Source organism: Pseudoruegeria sp. HB172150, from assembly GCF_013184805.1.
Classification (GTDB): Bacteria; Pseudomonadota; Alphaproteobacteria; order Rhodobacterales; family Rhodobacteraceae; genus Psychromarinibacter.
The window spans coordinates 569634-584537 of sequence record NZ_JAATNG010000002.1; the positions used below are offsets into that span (position 1 = coordinate 569634).

Sequence of the window (14904 nt, forward strand, 5' to 3'; positions counted from 1 at the left end):
CAGTCTTGTTTTATGCCACTCGCGGCCAGAATGGAAAGCGTCTGCGCGTGCGCATGCGATCTGGCATTGATTATTCTCTATAGAACTATAGAATGATTGGCGCCGGAATGGGAGGATACAGCATGGCAAGCGCCGACGAACAGCCACAATCCCTCAGCGATCTGTTGGAGACGATTCCAAACGTGGTCGACCACCTGTTCCGGAATCCGCCCAAGAACGCCCTGACAATCTATACACAGATGATGCCGGGTGACGGCGTGCGACCGGAGTTCACCACCTGGCGGGACGAGCAGCAGTCGTGGCGCAAGAGCATCGCGCTGCATGACCAGTCCTACCACATGCACTCACTGCACGTTCGCGGGGCTCGGGCGCAGGAGTTCCTGCAATTCCTCTCGGTTAACACTTTCAAGAATTTCGGCGTCGGCGCGGCAAAGCAGCTGTTGGCTTGTTCTCCCGACGGCTATGTGATTGGCGACGCGATCCTCTATCGGCTGGAAGAGGAGGAGTACCTCGTCGTCGGTAACCCGGCCACGACGGACTGGGTCGAATACAACGCTCAGGCGCTGGACTATGGCGTCACCACTGAACTCGATCCGATGTGGGCACTGAACCCCGCGAAGAAGCGGAATTTCTACCGCTATCAGGTTGAGGGCCCCAATGCCTGGGACCTGCTGGAGGAACTGAACGGCGCCCCGCTGCCCGAGATCAAGTTCTTCAAATCCGACACGCTGACAATCGCCGGCTGCACAGTTCGCGGCATGCGCCACACGATGGGCGGCGTCCCCGGCCTCGAACTCTCCGGCCCGTGGGAGGATCGAAAGACCGTCAAGCGTGCCTTGGTCAGCACCGGCAAGAAGTACGGTTTGCGCCAGATCGGCTCCATCGCCTATTTCACCACCGTAATTGAAAGTGGCTGGTGGGCTGTGCCGGTCTCCGCTGTCTATACGAGCCCGGAAATGAAGGGCTATCGCGACTGGCTGTCTGCCAAACACGCCTCGATGCGGATGTCCCTGGGCGGCAGCTATTATTCCCAGGATATCGAGGATTACTACCTCACGCCCTATGACCTGAACTACGGCCACCTGGTGAAGTTCGATCACGACTACATCGGCCGCGAGGCACTGGAGGCGATCAGCGACAATGAACACCGCAAAAAGGTGACGCTGGTCTGGAACGCCGATGATGTGCTGAAGGTCATGCAGAGCCAGTTCGAAACGGGCGAGGCGCCGCTTCCGATTACAATGCCGCTCGCCGCGACTGCCCGCATGCACTACGACCGAGTCGAGGACCGGAACGGCAAATTCATCGGTTTGTCGACCTATCCCGCTTACACCGCCAACGAGCGGGCGATGATGTCGCTCGCCTCGGTCGACGCGGATTTTGCCGAGCATGGCACTGAGGTTGCGCTGATCTGGGGCGAGGATGGCGGCGGGTCGCGAAGCGCCGGCAACATCGAGGCACATAAGCAGGTACGGATCCGTGCCACCGTCGCTCCCTGTCCCATCAGTCAGGCCGCGCAGTCATACCGAAGCGAAATCGGCGTCAAACGTGGCTCTCTGGAGGAAGTCTGATGTTGTCGAACACCGTCACCCGGTTGATCGAGTGGGGGGACTGCGATCCGGCCGGGATCGTCTTTAACCCTAACTTTTTCCGCTGGTTCGACCATTGCACGACTTTGCTCTACGAGGCGGCGGGTTGGCCGAAACAGGTGATGGTCGAGACCTTCGGAATTGCCGGTTGCCCGCTGGTCGAAACGACGGCCAAGTTCCTAGCGCCATGCCGGTATGGCGAGGAAGTGGAAATCACTTCGACAATCGCCGAGGTCCGGAACTCCGGTTTCGACATACGGCACATGTTGCAGAAGGACGGTAAGGTCCGGGTGGAAGGAAAGGAAACCCGGGTCTGGACCGCGTGCGATCCAGAAACCGGTCGGCTGAAATCTGCGGTGATACCCGAAGAAGTCGTCCAGCGGTTCCGGGGAAAGCCGGTGCCTGGCTGACGTTGCAAAAAAAGGAACGTGGTCCTCGCAGGTCAGGTCACGCGTTTTTTTGAAGGCCGTCGCACAATCACGAAGCAGGCCGGCACCACAAATACACCTATAAATGTCGCTGCCGTCATGCCGCCAAGCACCGCGATACCGATTGCGTTCTGTGCCTGAGCGCCGGCCCCGCTGGCTGTCGCAAGGGGCAGGACCCCCAGCATGAAGGCCAATGACGTCATCAAGATCGGCCGCAGGCGCATGCGGGCAGCTTCAAGTGCGGCTTCGACCGTGCTGCGTCCCTGCTCCTCTAGGTCTCGCGCGAACTCCACAATCAGAATCGCATTCTTCGCCGCAAGGCCGATCGTTGTCAGGATCCCGACCTTGAAATAGACGTCGTTGGACTGATCGAAGAGCACCGCAAAGAACAGCGCACCGGCGATCCCTACCGGGACCGAGAGCATTACCGCTATCGGAATGCTCCAGCTTTCATACAGCGCGGCGAGCGCAAGGAATACCACGAGCGCAGACAGTGCATACAGGTATGGCGCTTGGCTGCCGGATTGTTGTTCCTGAAAGCTCAGACCCGTCCAAGCGACGCCATAGCCACCGTCCAGACTGTTTGCCAGCTCGGCTATCGCGTCCATCGCCTCACCGGAAGAGACACCATCGCCGGGGCTTCCCGAGACTGAAATCGCGCCGATCCCGTCTATCCGGGAAAGCGATGGCGTATTGGAAATCCACTCCGTCTCCATGAAAGAGGAAAAGCTAACCATCTCGCCACCAGAATTGATGGCAAACCAATCTTCGATGTCTTCTGGCTGCATCCGGTAATTTGCTGCAGCTTGCACGATCACCGGGCGTAATGTGCCGTTCATGTCGAAATCGTTGACAGTGGTACCGGCGAACACCGTTGACAGGATGCTGTTCACTGAAGAGACGCTAACACCGAAGCTTTCGGCCTTCTGCTGATCGATGTTGATGCGCAACACCGCTTCACTGTCAGTGCCTTCGACCCGTACGTTTGAAAGCCTCGGATCCTCCCCGGCAATTTGCTCCAGTTCGGTTGCGGCGGCGCGGAGGTCTTCTCCGCCGGTGTTTCCGAAATCGACCAGGTACATCGAAAACCCGGACGTGTTTCCGAGGCCCGGAATGGACGGAGGCTGCATGAAAAGAACCTGTCCCGCCCGGATGTTGCCGAACCGCGCCGTTGCCCGCCCGGCCACTGACGATGCGGATTGTCCTTCGTCCGATCGATCATCGAAATCGCGCAGCTTAACAAATATCATGGCGGTGTTCTGGCCGGATCCGCCGAAACCAAAGCCGAGTGTGGCAAATGTGCTTTCAACCGCGGCGCTCTCCTCGGTCAGCAGGTAGTCCTCGACCTGCGAGACGACCTGTTCCGTCTGGGGTGTGGTAGATCCCTCGGACAGATTCACCATCACCATGAGCACGCCCTGGTCTTCCTGCGGAAGAAAAGAGGACGGCAGCCTCGTGAATGTCACGCCGGCTGCCCCGGCCAAGGCCAGGATTACAAGAATAGCTATCCAGGATCTTTTTGTCAGGCGCTTCACCACGGACGCATAGGCGGACGTCATCCTATTGAAACAGCTATTGAACCACCTTGCTGGCGCAAACTCGGCCCCGGTTTTCTTCCGCCGCAGAAGCGAGGCCGTCAGGGCCGGTGTCAGGATCAGCGCCACAAGGGCCGACAGAACCATCGCACTGATAATCGTGACCGAGAACTGGCGATAGATCACGCCGGTCGAACCGCCGAAGAACGCCATGGGCAGGAAGACTGCCGAGAGGACCAGCGCGATGCCGATCAGCGCCCCTGTGATCTGGCGCATGCTCACTTCGGTAGCAGGCAGGGGATCAAGGCCATCTTCCTCCATGACGCGCTCGACGTTTTCGACCACAACGATCGCGTCATCGACCAGCAGGCCGATGGCGAGGACCATGCCGAACATCGTCAACGTATTGATCGAATACCCGAGAACCGCCAACACGCCGAACGTCCCGGCCAAAACGACGGGCACTGCGATGATCGGGATGACAGTGGCGCGCCAGTTCTGCAGAAAGAGAAGGATGACGAGAAAGACCAGGGCCACGGCCTCGATCAGCGTGTGATAGACTTTCTCGATGGATAACTCGACAAAGGGCGATGTGTCGTAAGCGACTTCGAACTCCACGCCAGCTGGCAGCGATGCTTCCAGTTCGGCCAGTGTTTCGCGGACGGCTTCTGCGGTGTCGACCGCATTCGCACCGGTAGCGAGGTTCACCCCGAAACCGGAGGCGTTCGCGCCGTTGAACCGGGCATCGCCGCCGTAGCTTTCTTGGCCTATCTCGATCCGCGCCACGTCGCCAAGCAGGACATGCGAACCGTCCTCTTCAGACTTCAGCAGAATGCTCTCGAATTCTTCGACGGTCGAGAGCTGGCTCTGAGCGGTGATCGTCGCTGTGAATTGCTGACCCTCGACTACCGGAAGCTCGCCGAGCGACCCAACGGATACGGTGGAGTTCTGCGCTGCAATCGCCGAAGTCACGTCGGAGGGCGTAAGCTGGAACTCGGAAAGGGAAAGCGGGTCGAGCCAGACGCGCAACGCATAGCCAGACCCGAAGGAATTGATCCCGCCCACGCCGTCGGTGCGCTGTATGGGCCCCGAAACCTGATTGTCGAGGATATCGCCGAGTTCAATCGTCGAATAACGGCCATCGCTCGAAACGATTGCCCCGACCATCAGGATCGAGGACGAAGAGCGCGATATCGTCACCCCGGAAGACTGAACCGAGTCAGGTAGTTGCCCTTCGATCTGGCTGACTTTGGATTGCACGTTGTTCTGGGCGTCGACCGGATCAATGCTTTCATCGAAGGTCAGTTCGATAGACGAAGAGCCTTCGCGTGACGTACTCTCCATGTAGAGTACGCCGTCGAGCCCCGTCATCGCGTCTTCGATGACCGAGGTGACCGAATTTTCGACAGCTGAAGCGGTGGCGCCGGAATAGCTGGCAGAGACACGCACAGTCGTCGGAGCAATTTCGGGATACTGCGAAACCGGAAGCTGATAAAAGGCGAGAGCACCGGCCAACATCGCAACGATAGCCAGCACCCACGCAAACACGGGGCGGTGAATGAAGAACTGTGCCATGTCTTATTCGTTTCCGGCCGGTGCCGCATCCTCGACCACACCAGCGGCGTTGATCGTGACAGGTACAGTCGTGATTGCCGCGCCATTCGTCAGGTTGGTCAGTCCGTCCAGGATCACCTCGTCTCCGGCGGCAACTCCATCTGTCACAATCCACCCATTCTTGTGGGTGCCTGAATAGGTCAATTCCACCCGTTCAGCGGTTCCGTCCCTGGCTATGAAGGCTGTTAGCGTGCCGTCAGATTGCCGTTCAGTTGCGCGCTGTGGCACCAGGATCGCCCTCTGTTCACCAACAATGATCCGGACCCGCAGGAACTGGCCGGGCAGGATCATCCGGTCCGGATTCTCGAATTCGAAGCGAAGGTCGATCGCCCCGGTAGTCGTCGATACCGACAGGCCGGGAGCGACGAGCCGCCCGGTGCTCTCGTAGATCTCGCCGTTTTCCAGCGTTAGCACCGCTTCCAGCTGACCGCCCGGCTGCATGCTCCCGCTGGCAATGCGCGATCGGATCCGCATCATTCTCGCTGAGCTTTCGGCAACATCTACGTAAATCGGGTCCATCGCCGTCACGGTAGTAAGCGCATCGGTCTGGTTCGCCGTTACCAGCGTTCCGATCGAGACCGCGCTTACGTCGACCACCCCGGCAATCGGGCTGCGGATGTCCACTCGGTCTAGGTCGAGCCTTGCACTCTTCAGGGCTGCCTCGGCCGCACTTAGCGTCGCCTTCGCTTGAGCGAGATCAGCCTGCGCCGTCTGCAGGTCGGAAGATGTGACACCCGTGCCTTCCAATCGGACATAGCGATCAACGGTAGACTGGGCGGCATCGAGAGCGGCGGCAGCGCCGGTCCGTTCGGCCTCGGCCGCGGCATAGGCGACTTCATATGTGTCCGGCTCTAGTCGGAACAACAGGTCGCCGATCTCGAGAGTGCGGCCGGGGGTATATGCGATCTCCGCGATGATACCGCCGACCCTGGGGCGGATCTCAGTCCTTTCGCTCGCGACGGCCCGGCCCGGGAGGGTTACGGAGTAGGGAACGAGAGTTTCCTCAAGTGCCATGACTCCGACTTCCTTCGGAGCACCGCCAGCCTCTTCCGAAATTGGCTGCGCTGAAACTGGTGTGACCATTGCAATCAGCAACAGGAGGAGGAGAGGAAAAACCGGCGTGGAACGAAGCATGAGGGACCCTAGTGAACAACATCTTGCAGTTTCATTTAGCTCTTACGGATCTGACACCAAAATCTGTCGGTCCGAACACGCTATGTTCCCCAGCGCACAGCGCCATATGTCCGGACGCGTCAGGCATCAGTTAGTGCACGACCTTGGTTGGTCGCCGCTAGTGCGCTTCCAATTCTTTTTTTACGCCGTTTTGATTACTCTTTCAGCTATGTCGGTGCCATCGCTTCGGCGGAAGGCGATTGCGTGGAACCGACGGCCATGTCGCCGCCGCTGGGCCGGAACGGTTTCAGCAGCCATGCAGCACCGTGACCATTAAAACCCGAGTACATATCCTCGCTTGCCCTGTCAGTCCCGACGCTGTCTCGCGAAACCAAGTGGATGGGCAAACCGACGCGTCCGGCTGAGTGTGCGATGAAGCGTTTGCGGGATCGCATTGCCGCTATCGCTGCACCTCCTGAATGAACCGATCCCGAATTGCGACCGGGTTCCGGGTGATCACTGGGACATCCACGTTGCCGGGATCACAATTCGCGACAATGATGGTCATCGTTTTGGACCGCAGCGCATCAGCAACTGCCGCCCGTGTCTCTTCAGCCTCGGCCTCTACAACCGTCTCACAGCCGCAAGCCCGTGCCACCGATGCAAGTGAGGTTTTTGCAGAAGTGTAGGTCTTCTGATCTCCGGTTGAACCGTAGCTGCCGTTGTCGACGATGAGCAGAATGAAGTTCGGAGCCGGGTTATTGGCGATGGTTGCGAGGGTCCCCAGGTTGGTCAGAACCGATCCGTCGCCGTCAATGGCAATCACTGGTTTGGGCTGCGTGAGCGCCAGGCCGAGCCCTATCGACGAAGCAAGTCCCATCGTGCCGAGCATGTAGAAGTTCGACGTGCGGTCATCGAGCGCTGCCAGTTCCTGGCTGGGCGCGCCAATATTGCAGACGACGAGGTGGTCGGAGATCACCGGGATCAGGTCTTTCAACAGGTCATGGCGGTTCATGTGGCGGCCCCCCAGAAGCTGGCGTCGGTCAGGATCGCGGTCGGTTTCGAACACATCTGTGTATGCGCCAGGATACCCGGGAACTCGGCGGCCTGGTCTGGGTGGTGGAAGTGGTAGGTGGGGATGTGAAGCTGGGCGAGGATAGCATTGGTGTGCAGCGCCATCTCGACCTGGCACGCCACCTTTTCGCCGACCTCGCCGCGGTAGGAGATCAGCATCGGCAGCGGGATGTGGTAGAACTGGATCAGGGTGGCGAGGGCGTTCACCACCACGCCCAGCGCGGTGTTTTGCATCACGATGCAGGGCCGCCCGCCGCCGAGATAGGCGCCGGCGCAAAGGCCCATCCCCTCGTCCTCCTTGTTGCAGGGGACGTGGCGGATGCTGGTGGTTTCGTCCAGCACCTCGAGCACCCCGGCCAGCTGCTTGCAGGGCACGGAGGTGACGAAATCGACGCCGGCGGCGACGAGATCGCCGACAAGCTGTCGGTCCATTTCCTTGGGCACGTTTTCTTCCTCCTCCCGGTCAGGTCCGGACCAGATGCGCGCGCACTCGGTCCGCGATCATCGCGCTGACGCGCGTGTTGCTCTCTTCGGTGACGCCGCCGATATGCGGGGTCAGGATCAGGTTCGGAAGGCCGTCGAACTGCGCGGCGGCCTCGGCGGTGAGCGGTTCGGTCTCGAACACGTCGAGCGCCGCGCCGCCCAGCCTGCCCTCTCGCAGGGCAGACGCAAGCGCGGCCTCGTCCACCACGCCGCCGCGCGCGGCGTTGATAAGTACGGCGTCAGACTTCATCCGGGAAAGGCGGGTGGCGTTGATCAGGTGCCGTGTCGCGCCGGTCAGCGGGACGTGCAGGCTGACGACATCCGCTGCTGGCAGAAGGTCGTCGAGATCGCGCGCAGGCACGTCGCCCCACGCGGGGTGGTCGGGGGGCAAGAAGGGATCGTGGGCGATCAGGTTCAAGCCCAGCGCCCGCGCCTTGACGGCGAGGTCCTGCGCGATGGCGCCGAAGCCGACGAGGCCCAGCGTCTTGCCCGCGAGCTCGCGTCCGGCACATGCGGTACGGGGCCAGCTGCCGGCCTGCATCGCCACGCGCGCGTCATAGGCACCGCGTAGCAGGCTCATGGCGGTGGCAAGGACGTATTCCACCACCGACAGATTGTTGGCTCCGGTGGCCGGGTAGACCTCGACATCACGCGTGGCGCAGGCGGCCTGGTCAATGTTGTCGAGCCCGACGCCGAGGCGCCCGACGCATTCGAGGTCGGGTGCGGCCGCCAGCAGATTGGCGGTCACCTGCGTCCGGTTGCGGACAATCAGCGCGCGGCGGCCGGGGATCAGAGCCTCGATCCGCGACGGGTCGTCGGCTAGGGCAGGGTCGTAGTGGACGTCGAACTCCTTGCGCAGCGCGTCGACGGCGGTCTCGTCCATGAATTCGGTGATCAGGATCATCGGGGCCTCACTTCAACTCCGACAGCGTTACCGCCCGGTCCTCGCGCGCCGACATTTCGGCGGCCTCGCCGGTCAGCACCGACCAGAGCCCGTCTTCCAGCGTGACGGCGGGCGTGCCCTTGCCGGAGCGCACCATCTCGAAAAACCCGCGGTGCTGAAAGAAGGTGGAGCCGTGATGGTCGCCGGCCTTCAGCAGCGTGTCGTCTACATGCACGGTTTCGACTGTCTCGCGTAGCGACGCGCGGTCGGCGACGGCGTATTCGGCCTCGCGCTCGATCCCGTCGGGCTCGAACCGGCCGGGACGGGGCACGCGGGTTTCCAAACGGGCGCGGTTGCCGGTCACGGTGATGATCTCCTGCCAGGTCGCCGCCTCAGCGAACATGCAGAGGTCCATCATGCCGCGTGTCCCGTTCTCGAAGTCGACGATGACATAGCCGTTGTCGATGATGTCGGGCTGTTTGCCGCCATACCTTTCGTCGGCATGGTTCACGTTCATCGCCGCCGAGGCGTAGACCCGCACCGGGTCGCTACGGGTGATCAGCCGCATCAGGTCCCAGAAATGGCAGCATTTCTCGACCATGGTGCCACCCGTCCGCGCGTTGAAGCGGTTCCAGTCGCCGACTTTGTCGAGGAACGGGTAGCGATGCTCGCGGATCGAGACCATGTGCAGCTTGCCAGCGCGCCCCGCCTCGAGATCGGCCAGCAGGCGTTGTGACGAGGGCATGTAGCGGTATTCCATCGCGACCCAGACAGGCGCGCATCCATGTGCCTTCGCGACAAGATCACGGCAGTCCCGACTGGTGGTGCAGAGCGGCTTCTCGCATAGGATCGGTTTGCCTGTGGCCAGCGCGTCGGTCATCATTGCGTGGTGCAGGTCGTTCGGCCCGACGATCATGTAGGCGTCGCAGAGGTCCGCAGACAGCATCTCCTTATAGTCCGAAAATGCTTTCGCTGCGGGTCCCGCCAGCGCGGTGGAGGCGGTGCGCGTGCCCTCGTCGGGATCGGCGAGAGCCGTGACCTCTGCCCCCTCGATCAGGGCGAGGTTGCGCAGGTGTTCCTGCCCCATCATTCCGGCCCCGATCAGGCCATAGCGTACGGTCATTCTCAGATCTCCAGAACGGGCAGGTCCAGCGCCGCCGCGATGCTTCGCAGCAGCGGCCGGTGCTCGCCATAGGTCAGGGCCATGTGGTGTTCGAGCCCGCTGTCGATGATGTCGGTCAGGACCTCGCCGGCGGGGCGGTCGAACCGCATCACGCCGGAGGTCCCGGTGAACGCCATCGGTCGGTCGAGCATCTCTGCACCGGAAAGCACCATCTTCGGCGCGCCGAAGCTTTGCGAAACACGCATCAGGGTAATCCGGCCGGGTTTCAGCGGGAACTCGTAGAGCAGCGGCATCTTGCGGTTGGAATGAACCGTGGCCCGGGGAGGATGTGACGCCGCCGCCATCGACAGGGGCGCCTGGCCGCAGTGCCAGACCACGCCACTGTCGTCCGTTGCGTCCATGTCGACGAGGTCGGTCAGAAAGACCGGCTGACCGGACGCTTCGGACAGGATCATCTGGGTCAGGGCGCCGTAGACATCGGCCTCGCACGCGCAGGGAACGCGCGCCTCACCCTCGATGGCGACGGGGCCGCAGATGGCGCCGCCGTATTCGGTGAAGGTTTCCGGCCAGCAGCGGATGGCGAAGGCGTGGTACCTTCCGTCGCGCCGCAGCTTGTCGAGCCCGAGCTTGAGGCGGAGCGAACGGTCCAGTTTGTCCTGATCCTGCGTATCGAGGTCGGTGATCTGCCCCGCCACTTCGGCACGGAGCGCGGCGACGGGTGCGGCATTGGTTGCGCGGGCCAGCGCGAAAAGCTGGTCGAGTTCCAGCGCGTCCACCTCTATCCCCGCCAGCGCACGCAGCGCTTTGGGGTCGTAGGCGCAGGTGTCGAAGCCGTCGGGATGCGCGCCGATCCGTCCGATGCGGCGCCCGGCGATGCGGCCGACGATGGCCTCGGCTTCTTCGGTTGGATGGCCTCCCTTTGCCGCGGTCAGTTGGCCGGCGCGGCGCCGTCCGGCCAGCATATCGTCGATGTCGGACGCCGCGACGGTTTCGGGATCGGCGTAGAGCCAGGAGAAGTTCCGCCCGTTCCGGCCCAGCGCGTGGCTGGCGAGGTTTAGGCCGCAGAACGAGTTCAGCCGCAACCGCCCGCCATGCCGCGGTTCCGGCACCGCCCAGATCGACAGCGGGACCGGCAGCGCATTGGCGGCGGCAACGGTCATCGAGGCGTCGGTGAAGGTGACCTGCAGGATCAGCAGCTGGTCGATGGCCTCGCCCTTCAGCGTGTCGATGGCGGCGGTCGTCGCGTCGCCGTCGAAGAGCAGGTCGCGCGGGCCGACGGTTTCGAAGCCCGACGCGTCCAGCGACTTCAGCATCAAGGAGAGCTTTACCTCGGCAAAGGCGACGTCAAAGGTCGCGCGGCCGAGTGGAAGGAGTCCGATCCTCATCGCGGCCCCCTAGATTTCAGCATAGGCGTGGCGGAAGCTGGCGTCGGTAGGCCTAAACCCGGCGCCGCCCACGCCATAGGCCGGGTGATCGCGCCAGGACAACGCCTCGGAATCGGCGAGGGCCGAGATCTCGCCCAGATAGGCCGCCGATCCGCCGCGCAGGTCGCGTTCGATGGCCGCCCAGTCCGGGTATTGGTTGAAGGCGTCGAGCCAGATGGCGCGGCCCGCGAGGAAGCCCGAAGCCCCGGCCCGGAAGGCGTGTTCCAGCACGGAGCGGAATTCGACCTTGCCGGCACCCGCCGACAGCATCACCCAGGGACGCCCGGCCAGACGCCCCATCTCGTCGAACAGGGCCTGCACGGCTGGCGAGCCATCCGCCGCCGCGGCGGGGACCGGGCTTTCCAGCTTGAACAGGTCGACGCCGTATTCCGGCTTGGCGAATTCCGCGACCGACGCGAGCACGTCGTCGGCGCGTTTGGTATTCATCTCGACGTATTCCTTGGTCTGCTCGGTGTCCTTGGCGAGCGGATAGACCAGCAATTCCAGCAGGAAGGGGATGTCGTATCGTTCGCAGGCCTCGCCGATGCGGCGGACATAGGCCTGCTGCGCCGCGACGACCTCTGCCCCGGCATCCGGGCGGTACCAGGCCAGCACCTTGACCGCGTCGCCGCCCATCCGCTTGATCTTGGCGACGGACCAGTCGTCGATGTTGAGCGACATACGGCCGTTGTCGGTGTCCTGGAAGACGGAATCTTCAAGCGTCACGATCAGGCCCTTGGCTGGCGACAACGCGTCGATGCCGTGGGGGATGGCGTAATGGGGGTCGAGCAGCATGGCGGTGCTCTGATCCTGCAGGGTCTCGACCAGCAGGCGCTTGAAGCGGGCGACCTCTTCCCACGGGGCGGTTTCGACGCCCAGCTTCTTGGCGATCGGCCCCTTGATCGGCGGTCGCTGATCGACCGCCGTCATCTTGAAGATGCCGCGCGCGTCCGCCATGCGCCTGAGACCCCAGAGTTTACCGGCCGTTAGTTGCATCTTCTCTCTCCCTCAGAAAAGTCTCAACTTCGCTTCGCGCGGGTGTACCGGCGCGGCCGCCCCGGCGCGTGCACTTGATGGCCGCGGCGGCGTTGGCGAACCGGACCGCTTGTGCTTCCGTCGCGCCCTCGGCCAGCCGTAGGGCGAAAGCACCATGCCAGACATCGCCTGCGCCAAGCGTATCGACGGTGTCGACAGGATAGGCCGGCAGGTGGCCGGTTCCGGCGGGGCCGGTGAAGCGGACGCCATCGGCGCCGTCGGTGACGCAGGCCCAGCCGCCGTGGGTCAACTGGTAGCGTTGCAGCGCTTCTCGCAGTGGCAGGTCCGGATAGAGCGAGCGCAGGCCCTGAGCGGAAAAGGTGACGTGACTCGCCGCCGCGATGTCATCGGGATCAAGCGGCGCCTCGGCATCGACAATGCCGGGGATACTGGCGGTCTGCGCCAGTTGCAGGGAGCGTCGCGTTCCGGCAGGCCAGCGGGTGTCGGTCAGAACCGCGCCGGTGTCTACGGGCAGGGTGAGCCAGTCGGCGGACTTGGCAAGGCTGGAGCCGCGGAAGTTCACGATCTGCCGCTCGCCTTTGGAATCGACAAGGATCGAGGAGAAAGAAGAGCGCCCGCATGCCGCTCGGTTCAGGCCGGACGTGTCCAGCCCCTCGGCCTGAAGTTCCGCCGCAATCAGGTCGCCGACCGCATCGCTACCCAGCCGCGCGGACAGATGCGCATGACCACCGAGACGTGAGATCGCGACCGCCGCGTTGGCGCCGCAGCCGCCGCCGACGGCGACAGCATCCTCGGCGCGGTATTTCTCGGCGGCATCGGGAAAGGCATCGACGAACAGGACGAAATCCATGACCGCGACGCCAAAGACGAGTACCCCGGTCATTGCAGTGCGACCGCCGGACCGCGCCTGGTCCCACGGCTCCTACTGTCAGCAGGCTTAATGCGAATCATCTTGTGCCAAGCTTCTCCTCCCAGGGGATAGTCCGTCAGTTCGGGCCGCTTTCCAACCAGCATGGCGCGAAAAAAATTCGTAATTTTCGATATTTCTTGGAAACGAAATCGCGTGAAAAGGTGGGAATTTCTGGGTCTCAGGCCTCGAGAACGCGGACATTGCTGGTACGGCAGAGCTGGCGCAGCGGCTCGGGGCAACTGCGGTCGGTGACCAGGAGGCCGACCTCGCCGATATTGGCGATACAGACCGGCGCGGCGCGGCCGAATTTCGAGCTGTCGGCGGCAAGGATCACCTGCCGGGCGTGGCGGATGATCGCGCGAACGACCGACACCTCGGACAGGTCGTAATCCAGCAGAGCGCCGTCGTGGCCAATGGCGGCGGTGCCGATCACCGCGACGTCGAAGCGGAATTGCGAGATGAACTCGGCAGCGGAGTGGCCGACGATGGACCCGTCCGATGCGCGGACTCGACCGCCGGGCACGATTACCTCCAAACCACTGAAATTCCTGATTTCGTCGGCGACGTGCACGCTGTCCGTTACCACCCGCAGCCCGGAATGCTGGCGCAGTTCCGCCGCGGCGGCGGCGGTCGTGGTGCCGGAATTGATCGCGACGGAAGCAGAGTTGGGTATCTGCCGCGCGACCATCGCGCCGATGCGTGCCTTCTGCGCCGCGGAGACGTTCCTGCGGGCGTCGAAGCTGGTATATTCGTTCCCGGCCAGAAGCGTGGCGCCGCCGTGGTAGCGGACGATCTTGTTCTCCTGCTCGAGGGCGCTGAGATCCTTGCGGATCGTCTGCGGCGTCATGCGCAGGACGGTGGCAATCTCCTCGACTGAGGCGCGGCCGCGCTTGGTCAGAAGGCCGAGGATGGCCGAGCGTCTGGACTGTGGTCTTTCGTGCATCGAGGCACCATTCCTTTTCGAATTTTATCAAAAACGAATAATCCGAACGGGTGTTTTCGGCAAAAGGAAATCCGTTGACTGCCGCTTAGGCCGGGATCGGCCGGAACGGCGTATATATACCTGTTGCGCGGTCTAGGCGCATGCCTCAGGATCGGTCCAAGGACGCGGAAAAATCCGCGCGAGGGAGGTTCAATTGCAGCTACGGAAACAGCGGCCGTGATCGCCGGTCTGGGGATCGTCATCACCGTTCTGTTGCGCGTGGGACGCTCGATAGCCTGGGTCCTGATCGGGCTGATGGTCGTCGTGATCCTGGTCCAGGTCTTCTTTCGCTACGTGCTCAACAACGCGCTGCCCTGGCCGGACGAGGCGGCGCGGTTCCTGATGCTGTGGATGACGGGGCTGATGGCACCCTCGGCCTACCGGTGGGGCGGGTTCGTCGCCATTGATATGTTCAAGGAACTGCTCGGAAGGCGCGCCGGCCTTGTCCTGAACCTGCTGCTGCTCGTCATAGCGCTGGCCGTCCTGATGGTCGCGCTTCAGCTTGGCATCAGGCACATCAAGTCGGGCTGGCTGTTCAACTCCGGCTCGCTGAAGGTGCCTCTCGACCTGGTGGGCGGCGAGCCGGTGCGGATGAAACTCGCCTGGATGTACATGTCGATCTATGTCGGCTTCATCCTGATGACGCTTGTCAATATCGAGATGATCCTGAAGCACCTGCACATGCTGTGGGATTCATCGGTGGATTATGGGCCGGTCCCGGATCAGATCGTGATGTCGGCGGAGTAAGCG

At 62.6% G+C, this 14904-nt stretch carries 13 protein-coding genes; 3 read left to right on the forward strand and 10 right to left on the reverse strand.

Translation table 11 applies throughout. The features are described 5' to 3' along the window. Window positions 1-122: 122 nt before the first annotated feature. Together HCO70_RS14505 and HCO70_RS14510 are read left to right on the forward strand one after the other, a co-directional pair. A complete protein-coding gene (locus tag HCO70_RS14505) occupies window positions 123-1571 on the forward strand; it encodes an aminomethyl transferase family protein (protein ID WP_172297315.1) in 1449 nt (482 codons plus the stop codon). Further along, window positions 1571-1999, forward strand: coding sequence for a thioesterase family protein (locus tag HCO70_RS14510; protein WP_172297317.1), 429 nt, complete (start codon window positions 1571-1573; stop codon window positions 1997-1999). The genes HCO70_RS14505 and HCO70_RS14510 overlap by 1 nt, the downstream gene beginning before the upstream one ends. 32 nt (window positions 2000-2031) lie before the next feature. Here the strand turns inward: HCO70_RS14510 and HCO70_RS14515 are convergent, their stop codons facing one another. The 10 genes from HCO70_RS14515 to HCO70_RS14560 all read right to left on the reverse strand — a co-directional run bounded on the left by HCO70_RS14515 (window position 2032) and on the right by HCO70_RS14560 (window position 14115). Then, on the reverse strand, window positions 2032-5127 hold the full coding sequence (locus HCO70_RS14515) for an efflux RND transporter permease subunit (RefSeq protein WP_172297319.1): 3096 nt from the start codon (window positions 5125-5127) through the stop codon (window positions 2032-2034). 3 nt (window positions 5128-5130) lie between these two features. Further along, entirely contained in the window at window positions 5131-6180 is a 1050-nt protein-coding gene (locus tag HCO70_RS14520) for an efflux RND transporter periplasmic adaptor subunit (protein ID WP_253913286.1), read from the reverse strand. Between the two features lie 559 nt (window positions 6181-6739). Continuing rightward, complete coding sequence (gene comE / locus HCO70_RS14525) at window positions 6740-7294, reverse strand: sulfopyruvate decarboxylase subunit beta (protein WP_172297323.1); 555 nt, start codon at window positions 7292-7294, stop codon at window positions 6740-6742. Continuing rightward, a complete protein-coding gene (gene comD / locus HCO70_RS14530; protein WP_172297465.1) occupies window positions 7291-7785 on the reverse strand; it encodes a sulfopyruvate decarboxylase subunit alpha in 495 nt (164 codons plus the stop codon). Before comD ends, comE begins: the two co-directional genes overlap by 4 nt. Before the next feature lie 31 nt (window positions 7786-7816). Next, window positions 7817-8740, reverse strand: a complete 924-nt coding sequence (locus HCO70_RS14535; protein WP_172297325.1) for a hydroxyacid dehydrogenase — start codon at window positions 8738-8740, stop codon at window positions 7817-7819. Between the two features lie 7 nt (window positions 8741-8747). Beyond that, window positions 8748-9842: a Gfo/Idh/MocA family protein gene (locus HCO70_RS14540; protein WP_172297327.1), complete on the reverse strand. Its 1095-nt coding sequence runs from the start codon at window positions 9840-9842 to the stop codon at window positions 8748-8750. A gap of 2 nt (window positions 9843-9844) precedes the next feature. Continuing rightward, window positions 9845-11227, reverse strand: a complete 1383-nt coding sequence (locus tag HCO70_RS14545; RefSeq protein ID WP_172297329.1) for an L-fucose/L-arabinose isomerase family protein — start codon at window positions 11225-11227, stop codon at window positions 9845-9847. A 9-nt stretch (window positions 11228-11236) separates the two neighbouring features. Next, window positions 11237-12262 (reverse strand): tagatose 1,6-diphosphate aldolase, encoded by a 1026-nt coding sequence (locus HCO70_RS14550; RefSeq protein ID WP_172297331.1) that lies wholly within the window; start codon window positions 12260-12262, stop codon window positions 11237-11239. Beyond that, window positions 12243-13145 carry a PfkB family carbohydrate kinase gene (locus tag HCO70_RS14555; protein WP_172297333.1) on the reverse strand — a complete coding sequence of 301 codons (903 nt, stop codon included), beginning with the start codon at window positions 13143-13145 and terminating at the stop codon, window positions 12243-12245. Before HCO70_RS14555 ends, HCO70_RS14550 begins: the two co-directional genes overlap by 20 nt. A gap of 205 nt (window positions 13146-13350) precedes the next feature. Next, window positions 13351-14115, reverse strand: a complete 765-nt coding sequence (locus HCO70_RS14560) for a DeoR/GlpR family DNA-binding transcription regulator (protein WP_172297335.1) — start codon at window positions 14113-14115, stop codon at window positions 13351-13353. 216 nt (window positions 14116-14331) lie between these two features. On the opposite strand from HCO70_RS14560, the gene HCO70_RS14565 reads away from it, so the two are divergent. Beyond that, window positions 14332-14901 carry a TRAP transporter small permease gene (locus tag HCO70_RS14565; protein ID WP_371742230.1) on the forward strand — a complete coding sequence of 190 codons (570 nt, stop codon included), beginning with the start codon at window positions 14332-14334 and terminating at the stop codon, window positions 14899-14901. Window positions 14902-14904 lie beyond the last annotated feature (3 nt).

Coding starts and splice junctions, on each gene's coding strand:
- HCO70_RS14535 (WP_172297325.1), bottom strand. CDS start 8,740: ATGATCCTGATCACCGAATTCATGGACGAGACCGCCGTCGACGCGCTG.
- HCO70_RS14520 (WP_253913286.1), bottom strand. CDS start 6,180: ATGGCACTTGAGGAAACTCTCGTTCCCTACTCCGTAACCCTCCCGGGC.
- HCO70_RS14510 (WP_172297317.1), top strand. CDS start 1,571: ATGTTGTCGAACACCGTCACCCGGTTGATCGAGTGGGGGGACTGCGAT.
- HCO70_RS14515 (WP_172297319.1), bottom strand. CDS start 5,127: ATGGCACAGTTCTTCATTCACCGCCCCGTGTTTGCGTGGGTGCTGGCT.
- HCO70_RS14545 (WP_172297329.1), bottom strand. CDS start 11,227: ATGAGGATCGGACTCCTTCCACTCGGCCGCGCGACCTTTGACGTCGCC.
- HCO70_RS14550 (WP_172297331.1), bottom strand. CDS start 12,262: ATGCAACTAACGGCCGGTAAACTCTGGGGTCTCAGGCGCATGGCGGAC.
- HCO70_RS14505 (WP_172297315.1), top strand. CDS start 123: ATGGCAAGCGCCGACGAACAGCCACAATCCCTCAGCGATCTGTTGGAG.
- HCO70_RS14555 (WP_172297333.1), bottom strand. CDS start 13,145: ATGACCGGGGTACTCGTCTTTGGCGTCGCGGTCATGGATTTCGTCCTG.
- comE (WP_172297323.1), bottom strand. CDS start 7,294: ATGAACCGCCATGACCTGTTGAAAGACCTGATCCCGGTGATCTCCGAC.
- HCO70_RS14560 (WP_172297335.1), bottom strand. CDS start 14,115: ATGCACGAAAGACCACAGTCCAGACGCTCGGCCATCCTCGGCCTTCTG.
- comD (WP_172297465.1), bottom strand. CDS start 7,785: ATGGACCGACAGCTTGTCGGCGATCTCGTCGCCGCCGGCGTCGATTTC.
- HCO70_RS14540 (WP_172297327.1), bottom strand. CDS start 9,842: ATGACCGTACGCTATGGCCTGATCGGGGCCGGAATGATGGGGCAGGAA.